The sequence below is a fragment of the Mesorhizobium sp. B2-6-1 genome, from assembly GCF_006440475.1.
Lineage (GTDB): Bacteria > Pseudomonadota > Alphaproteobacteria > Rhizobiales > Rhizobiaceae > Mesorhizobium.
Map to the genome: position 1 here is coordinate 198710 of NZ_VFUH01000011.1, position 17874 is coordinate 216583.

Below are 17874 nucleotides of genomic sequence, written 5' to 3' on the forward strand. Positions count from 1 at the left end.
TCAGCTAGCCGATTGAACTGACTTTCCCACTGCGTGTTCCCTGGCGCCCCTGGTCTCCTCGGGCTCTAGATCCGAAAAGATGCCTGTGAGCAAATCCGCCCATTTCCGCTGCCCGGTCTCGCCGGAGATTTCATCGTTGCGGATTTCGATCATCGCGCAGGGCAGCCCGCGCGGGCGCGCATGGCGTTCCAGCGTGAAATAGACGCGGTCGGCCGGCGAATAGGGTTCGTTGACGCCGACGGTAATGCCGGCAAGGTGCCGCAGCGCCGATATCAGCGGCGCCGCCAGCCGGCGGTCGTCATCGTGGATGATGCCGATATGCCAGGGCCGGTCTCGGCCTTTGTAGACCGGCGTGAAGGAATGCACCGATACCAGCCGCGTCTCCTGGCCGCGCGCCAGCCTGTCTTCGACAATATGCTCGATGGCGCTATGGAACGGCTGCCAGGACAGGGCGACCCGCGCCGCGCGCTGCTTTTCCGACAGGCCGGTGTTGCCCGGTATGGCTGTGGTTTCGCTGACCGGCGGCACCAGGTCCGGCGCGTCAAGCGGCCGGTTGCAGTCGATGACGAGACGCGAAATGCAGGTTTCGACCAGCGTCGCATCGAGCGCCTGCGCCATGCGCAGCGCAACCGGCAGCGCGCCCGGGTCCCAGGCGATGTGACGCGACAGGTCCTCGGCGGTGAGGCCGAGCGTGCCGAATTCGGCGGGCAGGAAATTGGAGGCGTGGTCGCAGGTGAGCACGAAGGGACTCGATCCGCCCGGGTTGGTCACCCTTACGGCATCAGGCGATGCAAGGCTGGCGGGCCGTGCTTTCTCCATAGTCTGCGGTCCCCGGGGAGCGCTGTATCGTATGTTACGTATTTTGCCTCATTGCGTCCCTATGGATGATTTCATACAGTTTGCCCGGCTTTGTCAAATGCGATTTGGGGAAAACACCGTCGGCCGGGCCATGGATGGGAAAGATGATTTCCAGTATTGCCGAATTGATCGCCGACCGCATCGGCACAATGCCGGCCGGCGAGCGGCGCGCGGCCCAGACGCTGATAGCGAGCTATCCGATGATCGGTCTGAAGACTGTCGCCGAATTCTCGTCCGCGGCCGGCGTGTCCTCGCCGACGATCCTGCGTTTCGTCGCCAGGCTCGGCTTCCAGAACTATCCGGAGTTCCAGTCGAGCCTGCAGGACGAACTGGCGGCGCAATTGCAGTCCCCTGCGACCCGCACGCTCAATCCGCCCTTGCCCGGCGGCACGGCGTCGCCGATGCTGGAGGCAACGCTCGACAATATGCGCGAGACGTTCCGGCACCTGTCCGACAAGCAGCTTGCCGACATCGCGTCCCGCCTCGCAGAGCGTCGCGGCAAGACATTCCTGATCGGCGGCCGCTTCACCGATCCGCTGGCGCGCTACATGGCCGCCCACCTTGCCATCATCCAGCCTGACGTCATTCACCTCGCCGGTCAGGAAAGCATGTGGCGCGACAGGCTGATCGACATGGGCAAGCGCGACGTGCTGGTCATTTTCGACATCAGGCGCTACCAGGACAGCCTCATCCGCTTCGCCGAGAAGGCGCATCAGCGTGGCGTGCAGATCGTGTTGTTCACCGACCAGTGGCTGTCGCCGATCGCCCGCTTCGCCCGTCACGTCATCGCCGGGCGAACCGCCGTGCCTTCGGCGTGGGACTCCTCGGCGGCGCTCTTCGTCGTCGCCGAAACGCTGATCGGCGCCGTCACAAGGCAACTCGAGGCCGACGGCGCCCGGCGCATCCGCGAGATGGAAGGCCTGCGTTGATGCAGCCCGGGATAAGTCTGGAACGATTTCGGTCCGAAACTGGCGTCGGGGCGGCATAGCCAGCGTTGTAATCTCGAAAGCCCGGCTCGAAGTGAACTAAAAAATCAAAACGGCACGAACACCGGCAACGTTACGCATATTTAATGTGCGCGGACACTGAAGAATTGTCATAAAGGCACGATATCGGGGGCTTGCTTCTTGCCTTAGAATAGCCCCGCTGCGTCTGCTTATTTCGGGAAACCGGTGGACGGAAGGATTGTTTTGCCAACCGGAGTGCCGATGGCCGCCTGGAAACAGATACTTTTCGCCCTTGTGGTGCTGGTGGTGGCGGTTGCCGCCTGGCTGCGCTTTTTCCCGGGCGCGCCGGACGTGCTGGCGCGCTGGGGAATAGACTGGGCCTACGCGGCAAGGCCTCCGGCTGAAACCGGCGCCGGCACGAAATCCGCTGGCGGCGAGCGAGCCCGTCAGGTCAACGTCGTCGTCGTGCCCGCTATTTCCGCGACCATAAACGATCGGCTCCAGGCCATAGGCACCGGCCGCGCCAATGCGTCGGTAACGGTCAATCCCTACTCCTCCGGCCGTCTCGCCGAATTGCTGGTTTCATCCGGCACCCATGTCGACAAGGGACAGGTCATCGCGACTCTTGATTCCGAGACCGAAGTGATCGCCCAGGACCGTGCCCGGCTCGCGCTTCAGGACGCACAGGCCAAGCTCGACCGGGTCAGGTCGCTGCGCGCCTCCAATGCGGCGACACCGGTCGCCGTCGCCGATGCCGAAGTGGTGCTGGCCGGTGCCAAGCTGGCGCTACAGGATGCGGAACTCGCCCTGCACCGCCGGTCTGTTCTCGCCCCGATCTCCGGCACGGTCGGCATCCTGCCGATCTCCGCCGGCAATTATGTGACCAACCAGTCGGCGATCGCCACGCTCGACGACCGTTCCTCGATCCTTGTCGATTTCCTGGTGCCGGAACGCTTCGCGGCCGCCGTCAAGATCGGCGCGCAATTGTCGGCGACGCCGATCGCCAACCCCGGCAACAGCTATACCGGCACGGTTTCGGCCATTGACAACCACATCGACGAGAACAGCCGTACGCTTCTGGTCAAGGCGACGATCGCCAACCCGGCCGATTCGCTGCGCGCCGGCATGTCGTTCGCCATCACCATGAAGTTCCCCGGCGAGACCTATCCCGCCGTCAGCCCGCTGGCGATCCTGTGGGGCTCGGAGGGCGCTTACGTCTGGGCGGTCGAGAACGGCAAGGCCAAGCGGGTGCCGGTGCGCATCATCCAGCGCAACACCGAAACCGTGTTGATCGACGCGGAACTGGACAGTGGCGACATGGTGGTGACCGAAGGCACCCAGAGCGTCAGCGAGGGAGGCGAAGTCCGCATCGCTCGCGGAGAGCAGCGCGCCGCGAACGCGGCCGAAGGCTCATGACCGGAGCCGTCAACCCCGCCAGCGAGACCGGCTTTACCGCCCTGTTCATCCGTAGGCCGGTCATGGCCTTGGTGCTGAATGTCCTCATCGCGGTCGCCGGCGTCGCCGCCTTCTATGGCGTCGAGATCCGCGAACTGCCTGACGTCGACCGCGCCGTCGTCACCGTTTCCACGACTTTCGAAGGCGCGGCGGCCGAAACGGTCGATCGCGAACTGACCGATACCATCGAGGGAGCTGTTGCCCGCGTTTCCGGCGTCAAGTCGATCTCCTCGACCTCCTCCTTCGGCTCGAGCCGCGTCACCATCGAATTCAACGACGGCGTCGATCTCAATGTCGGGGCCTCGGATGTGCGGGATGCCGTCGGCCGCGTCGCCAACCAGATGCCGGAGACGGCCGATCCGCCGCGCATCGTCAAGGCCGACGCCAACTCCGACCCCGTGATGCGCCTGGCCGTCACCTCCGACACCATGTCGGTACAGGACATGACCGTTGTGGTCCAGGACCAGATCGAGGACGAACTGGCTGCCGTTCCAGGCGTCGCGGACGTCCAGGTCTATGGCGACCGCGACAAGATCTTCCGCATCGACGTCGACCAGAACAAGCTCGCCAGCCTGGGCTTCACCGTCGCCGACCTCAGGACCGCCCTTGCCTCGGTCGCCTTCGATTCACCCGCCGGCTCGATCACCACGACCAATCAGGACCTGATCGTTCGCACCACGGCCGATGTGACGACGCCGGAAGAATTCGAGAACATCATCATTGGCGGCACGACGCGCATCCGCGATGTCGCTACCGTCACGCTCGGCCCCGACATCGGCCAGACCACGTTGCGTTCGGACGGCAAGACCGGCATCGGCATCGGCATCATCCGCCAGGCGGAATCGAACACGCTGGATATCTCCACCGGCGTCAAGGCCGCCGTCGAGAAATTGCAGGCAAACCTGCCGCGAGGCATGTCGATCAAGGTCACCAGCGACGACGCGGTGTTCGTCAACGGCGCCGTGCACGAGGTGGAGATCGCGCTCGCGCTTTCCGTCTCCATCGTTCTGGTCGTCATCTATGCCTTTCTTCTCGACTGGCGCGCCACGCTCATTCCGGGCCTGTCGATGCCCGTCGCCATGATCGGCACCATTGCGGCGATCTATCTCGCTGGTTTCTCGATCAACATCCTGACGCTGCTGGCCCTGGTGCTGGCGACGGGGCTTGTCGTCGATGACGCGATCGTCGTTTTGGAAAACATCGTGCGGCGGCGCAATCAAGGCATGGGGCCGCGTGCCGCCGCCGTGCTCGGCGCACAGGAGGTGTTCTTCGCCGTCATCGCCACCACCCTGACGCTGGTTGCCGTCTTCGTGCCGATCTCCTTCCTGCCGGGCCAGACCGGCGGCCTGTTCCGCGAATTCGGCTTCGTGCTCGCCATGTCGGTGCTGTTGTCCTGCGTGGTCGCGCTGACGCTTTGCCCCATGCTTGCCTCGCGCATGCTGTCCACTGCTGCCCTCCACCACGAGGGCGGCAACGGCGTCGGCGCACGCATCGGCGGCGCGCTGAACGCGGCCTACCGGCGCAGCCTGCATGTCTGCCTCGACGCGCCGTGGATCGTGGTGCTGGTGGCGCTGCTGTTCGCCGGCACCGCATTCGCGCTGTTCGGCACCATCCGCCAGGAATTGACGCCGACCGAGGATCGCGCGGTCGTGCTGCTTCGCATCAGCGCCCCGCAAGGCGTCAGCCTCGACTACACGACGCAGCAGATGCAGAAGATCGAAAAACTGATCCAGCCGCTGCGTGATTCCGGCGAAATCGTCAGCACTTTCGAGAGCGCCGGCCAGAACGGCGCCTATAATTCAGGCTTCATGGTGATGACGCTGGCGCCCTGGGACGAGCGCAGCCGCAGCCAGCAGGAGATCATGGCCGAGATCAGCCAACTCACCCGCCAAGTGCCCAGTGTGCGTATCTTCCCGGTGCAGCCCAACAGCCTCGGCATCCGTGGCGCCGGCAACGGCCTGCAGTTCGCGCTGGTCGGCAACGACCGCAAGGCGCTCGGCGACGCGGCCGTCAAGATCATCGCCGAGATGCAGAAGGATCCGCGTTTCCAGACACCCCGTCTTTCCATCGACCCGACGCAACCGCAGCTCTCCGTCGCCATCGACCGCGAGCGCGCCTCCGATCTCGGCATCGACATCACCGGGCTGGCCAACACCATGCAGGCCATGCTCGACGGCAACGACGTCGTCGATGTCTACATCGCCGACCGCAGCTACGGGGTGAAGCTGGTTTCGACCACCAACCCGATCAACGATCCGACCGACCTGGAGAACGTCTTCCTGAAGACGGCTGACGGCCGTTTCGTGCCGATGTCGACCATAGCCACGCTGACCGAGCGTGCCGTGCCGCCCTCGCTGTCGCGCGAGCAGCAGCAGCCGTCGGTGGCGATCACGTCCAACCTCGGCGGCGATTTCGCCCTCGGCTCGGCCCTTACGCGCGCCGAGGAGATCGCAACGCCGCTTCTGCCGCCGGGCAGCCGCATCGTGCCATTGGCCGAGGCGGCGACGCTGGGTGAGACAAACAGCGCCATGGTCACCATCTTCGGTTTTGCCCTGGTCATCATCCTGCTGGTGCTTGCCGCGCAATTCGAGAGCTTCGTCAGCGCCATCATCATCATGGCGACAGTGCCGCTCGGCCTCGCCTGCGCCATCTTCGCGCTTCTGCTCTCGGGCACCAGCCTCAACGCCTACAGCCAGATAGGCCTGGTGCTGCTGGTCGGCGTCATGGCCAAGAACGGCATCCTGATCGTCGAATTCGCAAACCAGCTGCGCGATCGCGGACTGGGCGTGCGCGAGGCGATCGAACAGGCCTCGACCATTCGCTTGCGCCCGGTGATGATGACAATGATCTGCACCGTGCTCGGCGGCGTGCCGCTGGTGCTGGCGGCGGGCGCCGGCGCCGAGGCCCGTATCGCGCTCGGCTGGGTGATCGTCGGCGGACTGGGGCTGGCCACCGTCTCGACGCTGTTCCTGACCCCCGTCGCCTATCTCTTGCTCGGCCGCTTCGTCACGCCGAAGACCCACGAGGAGGCGCGGCTGAAGCGCGAACTCGAGGAAGCCGCCTACACCGATGTGGAGCCGGCTGAATAGGGAAATTCCAGGAGACCGTGTAGCGGGTCCGGAATTTTCGTGGGGAAACAGCCTGCTATTTCAAGAGACGGCCCTCGATCGACCAGCGCGCGGCGAGGAAATTCAGCACCGCCGCCACAACCACCCCGCCGATCTTTGCCGGCCACACGCCGACGACGCCGGCGAACAGCGCGATCGCAAGGCTGGAGACACCAAGCGAAATCAGCGCGCCGAGCGAGGCGAAGCGAAGAAAGGCATGATGCAGCCGGATGGTCGGATCGCGCTCGAACGACCAGAAGCCGTTGGCCGCGAAGGAGAAGGTGACGGCAATGAACCAGGACGCAACGTTGGCGGGCAGCGGCGGCACGTGCAGCTTGAGCAGCAGAAAGAAACCGGCAAGGTCGATGGCCGTGTTCACCAGGCCGACAATGGCGAAGCGGATAATCTTGTTGCCGGTCGAACGCCGGGACTGATCGGCACTCATGCTGTGCCGTCCATGATGCCGACACGCGCGCGAGCCAGGTTTGCGCCGAAATGATCGGAGGCGAGAACCGCGAATTCGACTTCGCGCACATCTTGCATCGGGTCGCGTGCACGCAACGTCTCGTCGACATGCCCGGGATGGCACATGAACAGTCCCTCTTCCGGCAGGCTTTCAACGGCGGTTTGCAGGGCGGGCGCGAACTTTTCCGGCTGCCGCCAGTCATAGATGCCGGCGAGCGGCGCCCTCACGGTGAAGCCGGCGCGCCGCATGGATCGGTTGAAACCAGTTGCCAGGGCGGCGATCGCCGCGATTTTCGATGCCGCCGCGCCGCTGCCGGCCAGTGCCGGCGCGCCGCGCAGCCACGGTCTGCCGGCATCTCCGGCGAAACGCCCCCGCAGCCATTTGCGCACGACAGGCAGGAAATGCACATGCTGGTGGCCGTCGATGAAATCGGGCCGGTGTCCGAGCGCCTCGACGAAGCGGCCAAATTGGGCGTCGAGCTCGGCATGGACGTCGCAGGTCTCGATGCTGCCGCGCAGGATCGGCAATGCCAGCGAGCGGAGCGGCGGCAGCCGGCCTTCCGGCGCCAGGCTCGACGGGCCGGTCACGGCCGGCTGGTCCGTCAAGGTCAGATGCAGGCCGACGGCGACCCGGCCGCACAGCGGCTTGATGCGTTCCGCCTCCCCCGGCCATTCCGCGAAACCGGTCATGCAACCGGTGCCCGTTAGCCGCCCGCGATCGAGCAGGTCGAGGATCGCCGCCGAGACGCCGGGCGCCAGGCCGTAATCGTCGGCGATCAGGCGGATGCCGCGCATCATGCCCCGGAAACGCCCGGCGCCGACCTGGCGGGAACATCGCTGCGCACGATATCGCGCACGATGTAGACCGGGCGATCCTTGCTTTCGCTGAGGGTGACCCAGACATATTCACCGATCAGCCCGAGAAGTGTCAGGTTGAGGCCGCCGAGCAGCACCACGGCGACCAGCAGGCTCGGATAGCCTGGAACGGCAATGCCGTAGAACAGCACCTCGAAGAGCACTTTCGCGCCGTAGACCGCGCCGGCAAACGCCGCAAGCAGTCCGCTGAGGCTGATCAGGCGCAGCGGAATCACCGAAAAGGACGTAAACCCCTCTAACGAAAAGGCGATCAGGTTGAGCCGGCTCCATTTCGACTTGCCGCTGGCGCGGTTTTCCGGCGAATAGGATATGGCCTTCTGGCGGAAGCCGGCCCAGGCGAACAGGCCCTTGTTGAAGCGCCTTTTGTCGCGCAGGCTGGTCAATGCGCGCGCCACGGTGCCGCGCATGACACGAAAATCGCCTGCATTCTCGGGTATATCAAACCGCTGGCTGCTGTTGATCAGACTGTAGAACAGTTTCGCCAACTGGCTGCGCCGCCAGCTTGCCCCGCGCCGGTCGTTCTGCGCGTAGACGACGTCGACGTCCGGATTCTCAGCCAGCTCGACGATCATCTTCAGGCTGGTCTCCAGGGAGTGCTGCAGATCCGCGTCCATGACAAGCACCATGTCGCCCCGCGAGTGGTCGAGGCCGGCGAGCACGGCGACCTCCTTGCCGAAATTGCGGCTGAGGCGCACGATTTCCCAGGATCCCGAAAGTGCCTGCGAAAACCGCCCGGCGCTATCGTCCCGGCTGCCGTCGTCGACCAGGATCTTGTGGACCTGCATGCCGAAGCGGCTCGACACCGCCGCCTCGAGCGCGTCGAGCAATGCCGCGAAAGCCGTCGCCGATTGCGCCTCGTTGAAGAACGGCGCCACGATGTCGAGTCTCGGGCGCATCTCAGCCATGGGCGACAGGCTCCACATTCACCAATTTTTGTCGCGCCTTGGCCCAGAACCACCATATCAGGAAGCAGGCGATGAAAGTGACCGTGATCGGCCGAAACCAGGGATAGAGAAAGTCATGCATGTGGCGCTCGACACCGGTCAAACCTGTCAGGAATAAAGTCATGGACAGCACGCAGGCCAGGACGCCACCTTTTTCTTCGCGCCACAACAGGGCAATGGCAAGGCCGGCGGGAACCGCGATCATCGCATAGGTGTTGGGCTCGACGCGCGGGTTGAAGACGCACATGTAGAAGGCGGCCGCCAGGAAGATCGCGAGTCCGGCCGCTCCTTGTTCGAGCTTGCGGTCGAACCAGAGCACGATCGAGAGCGTCAGCAGGCCGATCACGACGCGCACCGCCGTGGCAGCCGAGTCCGGAACGGGCAGCCCCATCTCGATAAAGGGCGCGGTGAAATCGGTAGGAACAAAATGGCTGGTCTTGTCGACGGCCATCGACGTCAGCATGCGGGCAAAATCGCCATACTGCTCGTTCAGGTAGCCGGCGGGAGCGAAAGCGTAGGGTATGGCGAGCACGAACAGCACCGCGAGCACCAGCACCGGTATCAGCCGCGGGCGCAACGCCCCCACCAACAGCAGCATGATGATCGCGGTCGGCTTGGCCGTTATGGCAAGCGAGGCCCAAAAAAAGGTCTCCGCACGCCTTCCTTCCAGTGCCGACAGGCTCAAGAGCCAGCAGGCGCCGGTCAGCAGGATTGTCGCCTGGCCGTTGCGGATGGCGCCCAGTGTCATCGGTAAAGCGAGGAAGAGGCCGAAGGAAAGCAGCCAGGTCTGCTCCTGTCCGCCCAGCTTATGCACCTGCCGCGCCGCGGCAAGGGTGAGAACGGCGAAACCGAGGGCATGCCAGACCAGCCCGCCAAGATGCGGTCCCAGATTCAAGAACGGAATATAGAGCGCGGCGAAGGCGGGCGCGTAAAGGTATCCCATCTCGGACTCGAGGTCGTAGAGCGGCCGGCCGGCGAGAAACTCCACACTGCCATATCTGTAGGCGTGCAATACGGTGCGTGCGTCGGGCGACCACAGGACAAGCCCAAGCACGACCGCGAATGCCCCAATCCACAGGCTAAGCCCCAGACGGTCGAAAACCGGCTTGGAAATCCTCATCAAGCACCCCACACCAATCTGGAACAGGCCCGGTCCAGCACTGTCCCAGCGTTCATTGGCGGCGGCATATCACGGACAAAGCGGGGTGGCATAGGGGGATCGAACGGCGCGGCCGCCGACGACATTGAACGATCGCAGCCAACAAACCACCTCTTCCCGGCCCTCGAAGGTTATCGCAGCTGTGCTCTCGATGGACCGGAATGCAGCTCAACCGCACACCCCCTGCCTTACGGCCGAATGAACACCTTGCCATTGGGCCTGGCCAGTTCCGCCGGCACGCGTGCCATCGCCTCGGCCAGCGGCACCACAGCCGTCACGTCGGTCGTCCAGCGCCCTTCGGAAAAGCGCTTCTGCGCCTCGAGGATCGCAGGACCGCGGCGATCCTTATGCTGCCGCATCCATTCGCTCAGCCAGAAGCCCTCTATGTGCTTGTGCTGGAAAATCAGCTGGCCGGGTTCGCGGATGATCGTGGCTTCGGGATCGAGGCGTCCATAGATGATCCAGCGCGAGCGCTTCGGCATGGCGTTGAAGATGGCCGAGGCCAGTGGCCCGGTCACCGCATCGAGGAAGATGCGCGGCTGTTCGGCCTTTATAACTTCGCGCAGCGAGGTTTCGAAATCGGGAGACTTCTCGTTGAGCACATGGGCGGCGCCGATTTCCTTCAGTAGCGCGATCTGCTCGTCGCGGCGCACGGTAACGATAGGCCGGAATCCTTCCTCACTGGCCAGCCCGATGATCAGCTTGCAGAGTTGGCTGGCGCCGGCGGTCAGGATGAAGGCCCTTTCGCCTTCTCGGCTGACGATGTCGAACATGGCGATCGCGGTGAGCGGATTGACGATCATGGCAGCCCCATCCTCGTCGCGCACGGTGTCGAGGAGCGAAATGCAGGCGGCGGCTTCGGCAATGGCATAGTCGGCCCATGAGCCCCAATTGGAGAGCCCGGTGGCGAAGGCAACGCGCTTGCCGACGAGGCTCTTGGGATAGGGCTCGTCGTCGCCGCCGGCAACGACCACGCCGACGCCCTCGAAGCCGGCCGGCCGGCCCTTGACCCGCGGCTGGCCGTATTGGCCCTTGATGAAGGCGACATCGGACGGATTGATCGACGCAAGGCTGACCTTGATCAGCACTTGCGTCGGTCCAGGCGCCGGCACTGCGATACTGCCTGGCTCAAGATAGGGCTCCATCGCCTCCAGCGCGCTGCCGCTCGGCGTCCTGGTGTAGCCGTCGCCGACCAGGAGCAGCGCCTTCATTTCGGACGGGATGCTCATCGGCTGTCTCCCCGCTCGGACCGGGCCATCTCAGACCTTCTCTTGCGTGTATTTCTTCAGCTCCGCCCGCGCCACCTGGCGGCGATGCACGGCATCCGGCCCATCGGCGAGTCGCAGCGTTCTGAGATGCGTCCACGAGCGCGCCAGCGGCGTGTCCTGGCTGATGCCTTGCGCGCCGAACATCTGCACCGCCTCGTCGGTGACCTTCAGAGCCATGCGTGGCGCGACCACCTTGATCTGGCTGATCCAGGGCGCGGCGGCGCGCGCGTCGCCCTGGTCGATCATCCACGCCGCCTTGAGGCAGAGCAGGCGGGCCATCTCGATCTCCATGCGGCATTCGGCGATGATGTCGAAATTGGCGCCGAGTTTCGCCAATGGCTGGCCGAACGCTTCCCGGCGGACCGAACGCTGGCACAGCAGCTCCAGCGCCATCTCGGCCTGGCCGATGGCCCGCATGCAGTGATGGATGCGGCCGGGGCCGAGGCGGCCTTGCGCGATCTCGAAACCCCTGCCCTCGCCGAGGATCAGGTTCGACGCCGGCACCAGCACATTGTCGAAGCGAAGATGCATGTGGCCGTGCGGCGCGTCGTCGTCGCCATAGACCTGCATCGGGCGCAGCTTGTTGACACCCTTGGTGTCCGCCGGCACGAGGATCATCGAATGCCGCCTGTGCTTCGGCTCTCCATCGGAGGTCTTCACCATGACGATATAGATGGCGCAGCGGGGATCGCCGGCACCAGAGGCCCACCATTTCTCGCCGTTCAGCACATAGCCGTCGCCGCGCCGTTCGCAGCGCATCGAAATGTTGGTGGCATCCGACGAGGCTACGTCCGGCTCGGTCATCAGATAGGCCGAGCGGATCTTTCCGTCGAGAAGCGGCTCCAGCCAAGCCTTCTTGTGCTCCGCCGAGCCGTAGCGCTCCAGCACCTCCATGTTGCCGGTGTCGGGCGCCGAGCAGTTGAAGGTCTCGGCACCGAGATGCGCCTTGCCCATCTCCTCGGCCAGATAGGCGTATTCGACGGTGGAAAGACCGTAGCCGCGTTCCGAGCCGGTCAGCCAGAAATTCCAAAGGCCGCGCTCTCTTGCGGTCGTCTTCAGCCCTTCGAGGATCTCGGTCTGGCGCCGCGTGTATGTCCAGCGGTCGCCCGCCTTGCCGACTTCACCGAGGAATTCCTTGTCGAGCGGCATGATCTCGTCGCGCACCATGGCCGCGACGCGCGCGTGGATCGGCCTCAGCCGCTCCGTCATGCCGAGATTCATCTCCGTCATCGGTCGCTAACCCTTCATTCAGGCCGGGCATTTTGTCAGTGGCAAGGATGACCGTACTTCGGATAGCCTTGTCAACGCGAACGCTTTCCCCGATCCGCCGATGAAAGGCGCAGGAGTTCGATGAGCTATCTCGACGATCTTTTTTCGGTGGCCGGCAAGACCGCGCTGGTCACGGGCGCGGCGACCGGCATCGGCCGCATGGCGGCGACGGGCCTCGTCAAGGCCGGCGCAACGGTGATGATCGCCTCGCGCAAGGGCGAGGACTGCATCAAGGTCGCCGAGGAATTGAACGGGTTTGGCGCGCCGGGCCGGGCGGAAGGCTTTGCCGGAGACGTTTCCAGCGAGGCCGGCATTGCCGCCTTGGTCGGCGAGGTCAAGACGCGGGCCGAACGGCTGCATATCCTGGTCAACAATGCCGGCGTGTCCTGGGGAGCGCCGCTGGAGAGCTTCCCCTATCATGCCTGGGCCAAGGTGTTCGGCGTCAACGTCACCGCCGTCTTCCACCTGACCCGCGAACTGCTGCCGCTGCTCGAAGCCGCCGCCAGCGACGAGGATCCGGCCCGGGTGATCAATCTGGGCTCCGTGATGGGCACGCAGCCGCTGGCCGACGACGCCTACTCCTACACCGCCTCCAAAGCGGCCGTTCATCACCTGACGCGCACCCTGGCGCTGGAATTCGCCGGCCGCCGCATCACCGTCAACGCCTTTGCCCCTGGGCCCTTCCAGAGCCGGATGACGGCGTTTGCCACCGCCACTGAGGAACAGGCCAGGCATGTCGGCAGCCACGTTCCGATCGGCCGTATCGGCGCCCCGGATGACATTGCCGGCGCAACGCTCTATTTGTGCAGCCGTGCAGGCAGCTATGTCACCGGCGCCATCCTGCCGATTGACGGTGGACAGTCGGTGCAGCATGGGCTGACCCTGTTCAAGGAATGACATGTCCGGCCGGGGAAGCCGGGGATGAAACTGGAGGACATCCGCGTGGAACCGATCAGTCTCGATGTGCTTCTGGCCAGCGTCGGCAAGGAGGTGGGCGTCTCGCCATGGCGGGTGGTCACGCAGCGCATGATCGACCAGTTCGCAGACGCTACCGACGACCACCAGTTCATCCATTGCGATCCCGAGCGGGCCAAACGCGAGACGCCGTTCGGCGGCACCATCGCGCATGGCTTCCTGTCGCTGTCGCTGTTGTCGGCAATGACCTTCGAGACCATGCCGCCGCTGGAAAACGGCAAGATGGGCGTCAACCACGGCTTCGATTCGCTGCGCTTCCTGGCGCCGGTGAAGACCGGCGCGCGCATCCGCACCCGTTTCGTGCTGGCCGACGTCAAGGTCAGACCCTCGGGCTGGGTGCAGACGGCCCATGACGTGACGATCGAGATCGAGGGCTCGAAGAAACCGGCGCTCACCGCCCGCTGGCTGACGCTGACCCTGATCGAACGCCAGCCAGAGACCGCATGAGCGACCCGAACGCGCTCGACCAGGCAGCGCTTTCGCCCTATCTCGAGGCGCGGATCCCCGGTTTTGCCGGACTTTCCTCCGTCGAAAAATTCAAATCCGGCCAATCCAACCCGACCTATCTGCTGACGGCGGCCAGCGGCCGCTACGTGCTGCGCGCCAAGCCGCCGGGGCAGTTGCTGAAATCCGCACATCAGGTCGACCGTGAATTCAGGGTAATGAGCGCCCTTTCGGGCACCGCCGTGCCGGTGCCGCGGATGCTGCATCTCTCGGCCGAGAACTCGCCGATCGGCCGCATGTTCTACATCATGGATTTCATCGACGGCCGCATCTTCTGGAATCCGGCACTGCCGGAAGCGCGCGACAATGGCGAGCGCGCGGCCATTTACGATGCCATGAACGCCACGCTTGCCGCCCTGCACGACGTCGATATCGAGGCCGTGGGTCTCGGCGACTTCGGCCGGCCGGGCAATTATTTCGAGCGCCAGCTGGCGCGCTGGACCAGCCAGTACCGCGCCTCGGAGACCGGTGCCATTGCCGACATGGACCGGCTGATCGACTGGCTGGAGACGCACATGCCCGCCGACGATGGCCGTGTCTCGCTGGTGCATGGCGACTATCGGCTGGACAACCTGATATTCGCGCCGGACCGGCCGAAGGTGATGGCGGTGCTCGACTGGGAACTGTCCACATCAGGCCATCCATTTGCCGATATCGCCTACCAGTGCATGCAATGGCGCCTGCCGCATAGCTCGGGCTTTCGCGGCCTGGGCGGTATCGACCGCGCCGCGCTCGGACTGCCTTCGGAAGAGGACTATGTCGCCACCTATTGCCGGCGGCGCGGGCTCACCGGCATCGGCCACTGGACGTTCTTCCTCGCCTTCTCCTTCTTCCGGCTGGCCGCGATCTGCCAGGGCGTCTACAAGCGCGCGCTGGACGGCAATGCCTCGAACCCGGAAAAGGCCAGGACCTATGGCGAGGCGGTGAAACTGCTTTCGCATCTCGCCGCGAAACTGATCGACTGAAACTGATCGACGAGGAGTGATCGATGGGCCGCTTCGACGGAAAGACGGTGTTGATCACGGGTGCCGCGGGCGGGCTTGGCCGCGGCGCCGCCAAAGCTTTTGCCGCCGAGAGCGCGCGGCTGGTCCTCTCCGACCTCGATGAACCAATCTTGAGGAGCTTTGCCGAAACGCTCGATGCCGAGACGGCGGTCCTGGCCGGCAACATCGCCGACGAGGCGCTATCGCGGGCGCTGGTGGCTCTGGCGGTCGAAAGATTCGGCCGGCTGGATGTCGCGGTCAACAATGCCGGCATCCTGCAGAGTTTCGTGCGTTTGCCGCAGGTCGCCTCGGAGGAGGCGCGCCGGGTGATCGAAATCGATCTGCTCGGCGTCTTCTATGCCATGAAGCACCAGATCCCGCAGATGGAGCGGCAGTTCAAGGCGGACGGCAAGGGCGGCGCCATCGTCAACATCGCCTCCGCCGCCGGACTGGGTGGCGCGCCGAAGCTTTCGATCTATGCCGCCGCCAAGCACGGCGTGGTTGGGCTGACCCGGTCGGCGGCAATTGAATACGCCAGCAAGGGCCTGCGCATCAACGCGGTCTGTCCGGCGCACACGAGAACGGCGATGGTCGACAGTTTCGTGCGCGTCTCCGGCGCTCCGGAAGCTGACGCCTTGGCCGAACTGACGCGCGGCGTGCCGATGAGGAGGGTGGCCGAAGTGGATGAGATCACCCCGGTGATCCTGTTCGCCGCCGACCCCGCCAACTCCTTCATGACCGGCCACACATTGGCTGTCGACGGCGGCGTCGGCGCCATCTGACGCCTGCCGCTTGGGAACCAGCGACGCCCTTGTCCGTTTCCGTACAGCGTATATAATTCAGTTGGCCCCCAACCAGCAGAGGCAGGCGATATTGCCGGTGAGCGCCCAAACACGCCGCGAGAAACAAAAGGCCGAACAGCGTTCCGAACTTGTGGAGGCCGCGCACAAGCTCGTGCAGGAGGAAGGCTATGAGGGCCTGACCATCCGCAAGCTGGCCAAGCGTGTCGGCTACGCGCCGATGTCGGTCTATTCCTATTTCGCCGACAAGCAGGACATATTGTTCGCGCTGGCTGAGGATGCGTTCGAGACGCTTGCCCGACGCATCGAGGAGCATCCTGCCGACGATCCGATCGAGGCGCTGCAAGCGGTGATGACGGAATACGCCGCATTCGGGCTTGGCAATCCCAATGAATACCGCACCGTCTTCATGACCGAAAAGACCAAGCTGCCGGCAGGCCGGAGCTACGAGGACATGGAAGAAAGCAACCCGGCGATGAAGGTGCTGATCAGCAGGGTCGAGGCCTGCGTCGCCGCGGGGAAGTTGCAGGGTGATCCGCGCGCCATTGCTACCATGCTGTGGGCGGTCGGCCACGGCACCATCTCGCTGCTGATCACCTTCCCCTTCTACCCCTTCGGTGATCCGCAGGCTTTCGTGAAACGGATGTGCGATTTCACCCTTGCCACGCTCAGCACGCAGAACGTGCCCCCGCTGACCGAGACACCGGTCAACTGCTGAACGATATCTCCTTGCGTATCCACGCTTCATCGACGCTCCGCGTTTAACGTGCCAAGCGGGGCGGATTTTCTTGGTTAACAAAAATTTCCGTACGTGTACGATTCTGGCTTGAACTCCGCGATCGGTGGGCGTATTTGTACGGAATACCGTACACGTACGAGAACAAATTCACCCATCGAACCCGGAGACGGACAATGAAAAAGACCCTCCTCACCCTCGCTGCCGTGCTGGCACTTTCGGGCTCGGCCCTCGCCGCCAACACGACACACCCGGTCAAGCACGTGCCCGCCGCGACCTGCGTCGACACCAAGGCCAATGTGAAGCTCGATTGCGCATCGACCGGCTCGCTCGAGAAAAAGGGCGTCACGGAAACCACCGCTGAAGGCAAGGGCCCGCGCCTCGGCATCAGCATCAATCCCTGGATCGTGCCGAGCGCGTTCTGATAGCGGCAACACACGCCTGGCTGGTGCAGCCGGCCAGATGTGATTCAGGCGATCGTGACCGGCAGTCTGGACGACGAACTCTCGAAGGCCGCGTCGATCAGCCTCTGCATGTCGGCGGCGCGACGGAAGGATGGATCGCCGTTCCTTCCCCTATCGAGCGCTTCGGCGAAACGCAGCGCGTTGCGCTTCACATCCGGCAGCGCCAGTGTCCGCCAACGTTGCTGGTCGATGTCCTCGCCCAGGCAGGCCGACAGGCGCGAAACCTTGCCGTCTGTTTTGACCTTGATGGCGCCCTTGGTGCCATGCATGGCCAGCGACAGGTCGTTGGCGTGGCCGGTCATGTAGCGGCTGGCGACGATCGTCGCGAGCGCCCCGCATTTGAACCGCGCCGTCATTGCGACACTGTCGTTGGCATCAAGCACATAATCGCCGATCCGATCGCCTTCGGCCTTGGGAAACGTCACCAGGTCGGCGTGCAGGGTGGCGATGTCCTGGTCGGCGCCATAGCTTGCGAAATCCAGAATGTGGATACCGACATCGCCGAGCACGCCCGTCGAGCCGTGCCGGTTGGACAGGCGCCACAGCCATTTGTCTTCGATGCGCCAGTCGCCCCATGACTTGCTGACCAGCCAGCTCTGTTTGTAGCTCGCCTCGACATGGCGCAATGCGCCGATCTCGCCGGCCTGCACCATGCGTCGCGCTTCCTCGATCGCCGCCGAGTTGCGGTAGGTCAGGTTGACCATGTTGACGACCCCGGCCGCCTCGGCCGCTTCCGTCATTGCAAGCGCGTCGGCATGGTTCGGCGCCAGCGGCTTTTCGCAAAAGACGTGTTTCCCCTGGGCAAGCAGCGCCAGCGTCGTGGCCTTGTGCACGCCATCCGGCGTCGCATTGATGGCCGCATCGAACGCACCCCAGCCGATCGCCGCTTCCAGGCTCTCGAAAGACTGGCTGATCTTGTTGGCGGCGGCGAACATCGCACCGCGGCCCGGCACCTGGTCGACGCAGGCGACGATTGTGCATCCTGGAATCCTGGCGAACTCCTCGACGTGATGTCCGGCAATGCCACCGGTGCCGAGCAGAAGGAGGCGGTGCATCTTCAACTC

Annotated in this window: 17 protein-coding genes; 9 read left to right on the plus strand and 8 right to left on the minus strand. The window is 64.4% G+C overall.

What is annotated here, in order from left to right; all coding sequences use genetic code 11:
• The gene (locus FJ443_RS22255) at positions 1 to 819 is read right to left on the minus strand and encodes an N-formylglutamate amidohydrolase (protein ID WP_140513702.1); all 819 of its coding nucleotides are present in this window, start codon (positions 817 to 819) and stop codon (positions 1 to 3) included.
• 143 nt (positions 820 to 962) lie between these two features.
• Between FJ443_RS22255 and FJ443_RS22260 the strand changes: the two genes are divergently transcribed.
• From FJ443_RS22260 to FJ443_RS22270, 3 genes are all read left to right on the plus strand, one after another.
• Positions 963 to 1787: a MurR/RpiR family transcriptional regulator gene (locus FJ443_RS22260; RefSeq protein WP_140496311.1), complete on the plus strand. Its 825-nt coding sequence runs from the start codon at positions 963 to 965 to the stop codon at positions 1785 to 1787.
• Between the two features lie 279 nt (positions 1788 to 2066).
• Complete coding sequence (locus tag FJ443_RS22265; protein WP_140665938.1) at positions 2067 to 3221, plus strand: efflux RND transporter periplasmic adaptor subunit; 1155 nt, start codon at positions 2067 to 2069, stop codon at positions 3219 to 3221.
• Positions 3218 to 6349: an efflux RND transporter permease subunit gene (locus FJ443_RS22270; RefSeq protein ID WP_140665941.1), complete on the plus strand. Its 3132-nt coding sequence runs from the start codon at positions 3218 to 3220 to the stop codon at positions 6347 to 6349. Before FJ443_RS22265 ends, FJ443_RS22270 begins: the two co-directional genes overlap by 4 nt.
• Before the next feature lie 55 nt (positions 6350 to 6404).
• Here the strand turns inward: FJ443_RS22270 and FJ443_RS22275 are convergent, their stop codons facing one another.
• The 6 genes from FJ443_RS22275 to FJ443_RS22300 form a co-directional block, all read right to left on the minus strand.
• Positions 6405 to 6812: a GtrA family protein gene (locus FJ443_RS22275; RefSeq protein WP_140556527.1), complete on the minus strand. Its 408-nt coding sequence runs from the start codon at positions 6810 to 6812 to the stop codon at positions 6405 to 6407.
• On the minus strand, positions 6809 to 7630 hold the full coding sequence (locus tag FJ443_RS22280; protein ID WP_140496315.1) for a ChbG/HpnK family deacetylase: 822 nt from the start codon (positions 7628 to 7630) through the stop codon (positions 6809 to 6811). Before FJ443_RS22280 ends, FJ443_RS22275 begins: the two co-directional genes overlap by 4 nt.
• Positions 7627 to 8613 (minus strand): glycosyltransferase family 2 protein, encoded by a 987-nt coding sequence (locus tag FJ443_RS22285; RefSeq protein ID WP_140496316.1) that lies wholly within the window; start codon positions 8611 to 8613, stop codon positions 7627 to 7629. The genes FJ443_RS22280 and FJ443_RS22285 overlap by 4 nt, the downstream gene beginning before the upstream one ends.
• A complete protein-coding gene (locus tag FJ443_RS22290; protein ID WP_140665944.1) occupies positions 8606 to 9772 on the minus strand; it encodes a glycosyltransferase family 87 protein in 1167 nt (388 codons plus the stop codon). The genes FJ443_RS22285 and FJ443_RS22290 overlap by 8 nt, the downstream gene beginning before the upstream one ends.
• A gap of 227 nt (positions 9773 to 9999) precedes the next feature.
• On the minus strand, positions 10000 to 11040 hold the full coding sequence (locus FJ443_RS22295) for a zinc-binding dehydrogenase (RefSeq protein ID WP_140665947.1): 1041 nt from the start codon (positions 11038 to 11040) through the stop codon (positions 10000 to 10002).
• A 30-nt stretch (positions 11041 to 11070) separates the two neighbouring features.
• Positions 11071 to 12309, minus strand: coding sequence for an acyl-CoA dehydrogenase family protein (locus FJ443_RS22300; protein ID WP_140513709.1), 1239 nt, complete (start codon positions 12307 to 12309; stop codon positions 11071 to 11073).
• 120 nt (positions 12310 to 12429) lie between these two features.
• Here FJ443_RS22300 and FJ443_RS22305 point away from each other — a divergent pair, with 120 nt between their 5' ends.
• From FJ443_RS22305 to FJ443_RS22330, 6 genes are all read left to right on the plus strand, one after another.
• Entirely contained in the window at positions 12430 to 13245 is an 816-nt protein-coding gene (locus tag FJ443_RS22305) for an SDR family oxidoreductase (RefSeq protein ID WP_140513710.1), read from the plus strand.
• A 24-nt stretch (positions 13246 to 13269) separates the two neighbouring features.
• The gene (locus tag FJ443_RS22310; protein WP_263483366.1) at positions 13270 to 13770 is read left to right on the plus strand and encodes a MaoC family dehydratase; all 501 of its coding nucleotides are present in this window, start codon (positions 13270 to 13272) and stop codon (positions 13768 to 13770) included.
• Complete coding sequence (locus FJ443_RS22315) at positions 13767 to 14792, plus strand: phosphotransferase family protein (protein ID WP_140665950.1); 1026 nt, start codon at positions 13767 to 13769, stop codon at positions 14790 to 14792. The genes FJ443_RS22310 and FJ443_RS22315 overlap by 4 nt, the downstream gene beginning before the upstream one ends.
• 23 nt (positions 14793 to 14815) lie before the next feature.
• A complete protein-coding gene (locus tag FJ443_RS22320) occupies positions 14816 to 15592 on the plus strand; it encodes an SDR family oxidoreductase (RefSeq protein ID WP_140522440.1) in 777 nt (258 codons plus the stop codon).
• A gap of 91 nt (positions 15593 to 15683) precedes the next feature.
• Entirely contained in the window at positions 15684 to 16328 is a 645-nt protein-coding gene (locus tag FJ443_RS22325; protein WP_140522442.1) for a TetR/AcrR family transcriptional regulator, read from the plus strand.
• Between the two features lie 194 nt (positions 16329 to 16522).
• Positions 16523 to 16771 carry a DUF680 domain-containing protein gene (locus FJ443_RS22330; protein ID WP_140496324.1) on the plus strand — a complete coding sequence of 83 codons (249 nt, stop codon included), beginning with the start codon at positions 16523 to 16525 and terminating at the stop codon, positions 16769 to 16771.
• Between the two features lie 44 nt (positions 16772 to 16815).
• Here FJ443_RS22330 and FJ443_RS22335 read toward each other — a convergent pair whose 3' ends face one another.
• Positions 16816 to 17865 carry a Gfo/Idh/MocA family oxidoreductase gene (locus FJ443_RS22335; protein WP_140513713.1) on the minus strand — a complete coding sequence of 350 codons (1050 nt, stop codon included), beginning with the start codon at positions 17863 to 17865 and terminating at the stop codon, positions 16816 to 16818.
• Between the last annotated feature and the right edge of the window lie 9 nt (positions 17866 to 17874).

What these genes read in the sequence shown, in the direction of transcription:
- FJ443_RS22270 (WP_140665941.1), top strand. Translation starts at nt 3,218, where the DNA reads ATGACCGGAGCCGTCAACCCCGCCAGCGAGACCGGCTTTACCGCCCTG.
- FJ443_RS22265 (WP_140665938.1), top strand. Translation starts at nt 2,067, where the DNA reads ATGGCCGCCTGGAAACAGATACTTTTCGCCCTTGTGGTGCTGGTGGTG.
- FJ443_RS22335 (WP_140513713.1), bottom strand. Translation starts at nt 17,865, where the DNA reads ATGCACCGCCTCCTTCTGCTCGGCACCGGTGGCATTGCCGGACATCAC.
- FJ443_RS22310 (WP_263483366.1), top strand. Translation starts at nt 13,270, where the DNA reads ATGAAACTGGAGGACATCCGCGTGGAACCGATCAGTCTCGATGTGCTT.
- FJ443_RS22275 (WP_140556527.1), bottom strand. Translation starts at nt 6,812, where the DNA reads ATGAGTGCCGATCAGTCCCGGCGTTCGACCGGCAACAAGATTATCCGC.
- FJ443_RS22330 (WP_140496324.1), top strand. Translation starts at nt 16,523, where the DNA reads ATGAAAAAGACCCTCCTCACCCTCGCTGCCGTGCTGGCACTTTCGGGC.
- FJ443_RS22295 (WP_140665947.1), bottom strand. Translation starts at nt 11,040, where the DNA reads ATGAGCATCCCGTCCGAAATGAAGGCGCTGCTCCTGGTCGGCGACGGC.
- FJ443_RS22285 (WP_140496316.1), bottom strand. Translation starts at nt 8,613, where the DNA reads ATGGCTGAGATGCGCCCGAGACTCGACATCGTGGCGCCGTTCTTCAAC.
- FJ443_RS22320 (WP_140522440.1), top strand. Translation starts at nt 14,816, where the DNA reads ATGGGCCGCTTCGACGGAAAGACGGTGTTGATCACGGGTGCCGCGGGC.
- FJ443_RS22315 (WP_140665950.1), top strand. Translation starts at nt 13,767, where the DNA reads ATGAGCGACCCGAACGCGCTCGACCAGGCAGCGCTTTCGCCCTATCTC.
- FJ443_RS22305 (WP_140513710.1), top strand. Translation starts at nt 12,430, where the DNA reads ATGAGCTATCTCGACGATCTTTTTTCGGTGGCCGGCAAGACCGCGCTG.
- FJ443_RS22300 (WP_140513709.1), bottom strand. Translation starts at nt 12,309, where the DNA reads ATGACGGAGATGAATCTCGGCATGACGGAGCGGCTGAGGCCGATCCAC.
- FJ443_RS22260 (WP_140496311.1), top strand. Translation starts at nt 963, where the DNA reads ATGATTTCCAGTATTGCCGAATTGATCGCCGACCGCATCGGCACAATG.
- FJ443_RS22255 (WP_140513702.1), bottom strand. Translation starts at nt 819, where the DNA reads ATGGAGAAAGCACGGCCCGCCAGCCTTGCATCGCCTGATGCCGTAAGG.
- FJ443_RS22290 (WP_140665944.1), bottom strand. Translation starts at nt 9,772, where the DNA reads ATGAGGATTTCCAAGCCGGTTTTCGACCGTCTGGGGCTTAGCCTGTGG.
- FJ443_RS22280 (WP_140496315.1), bottom strand. Translation starts at nt 7,630, where the DNA reads ATGATGCGCGGCATCCGCCTGATCGCCGACGATTACGGCCTGGCGCCC.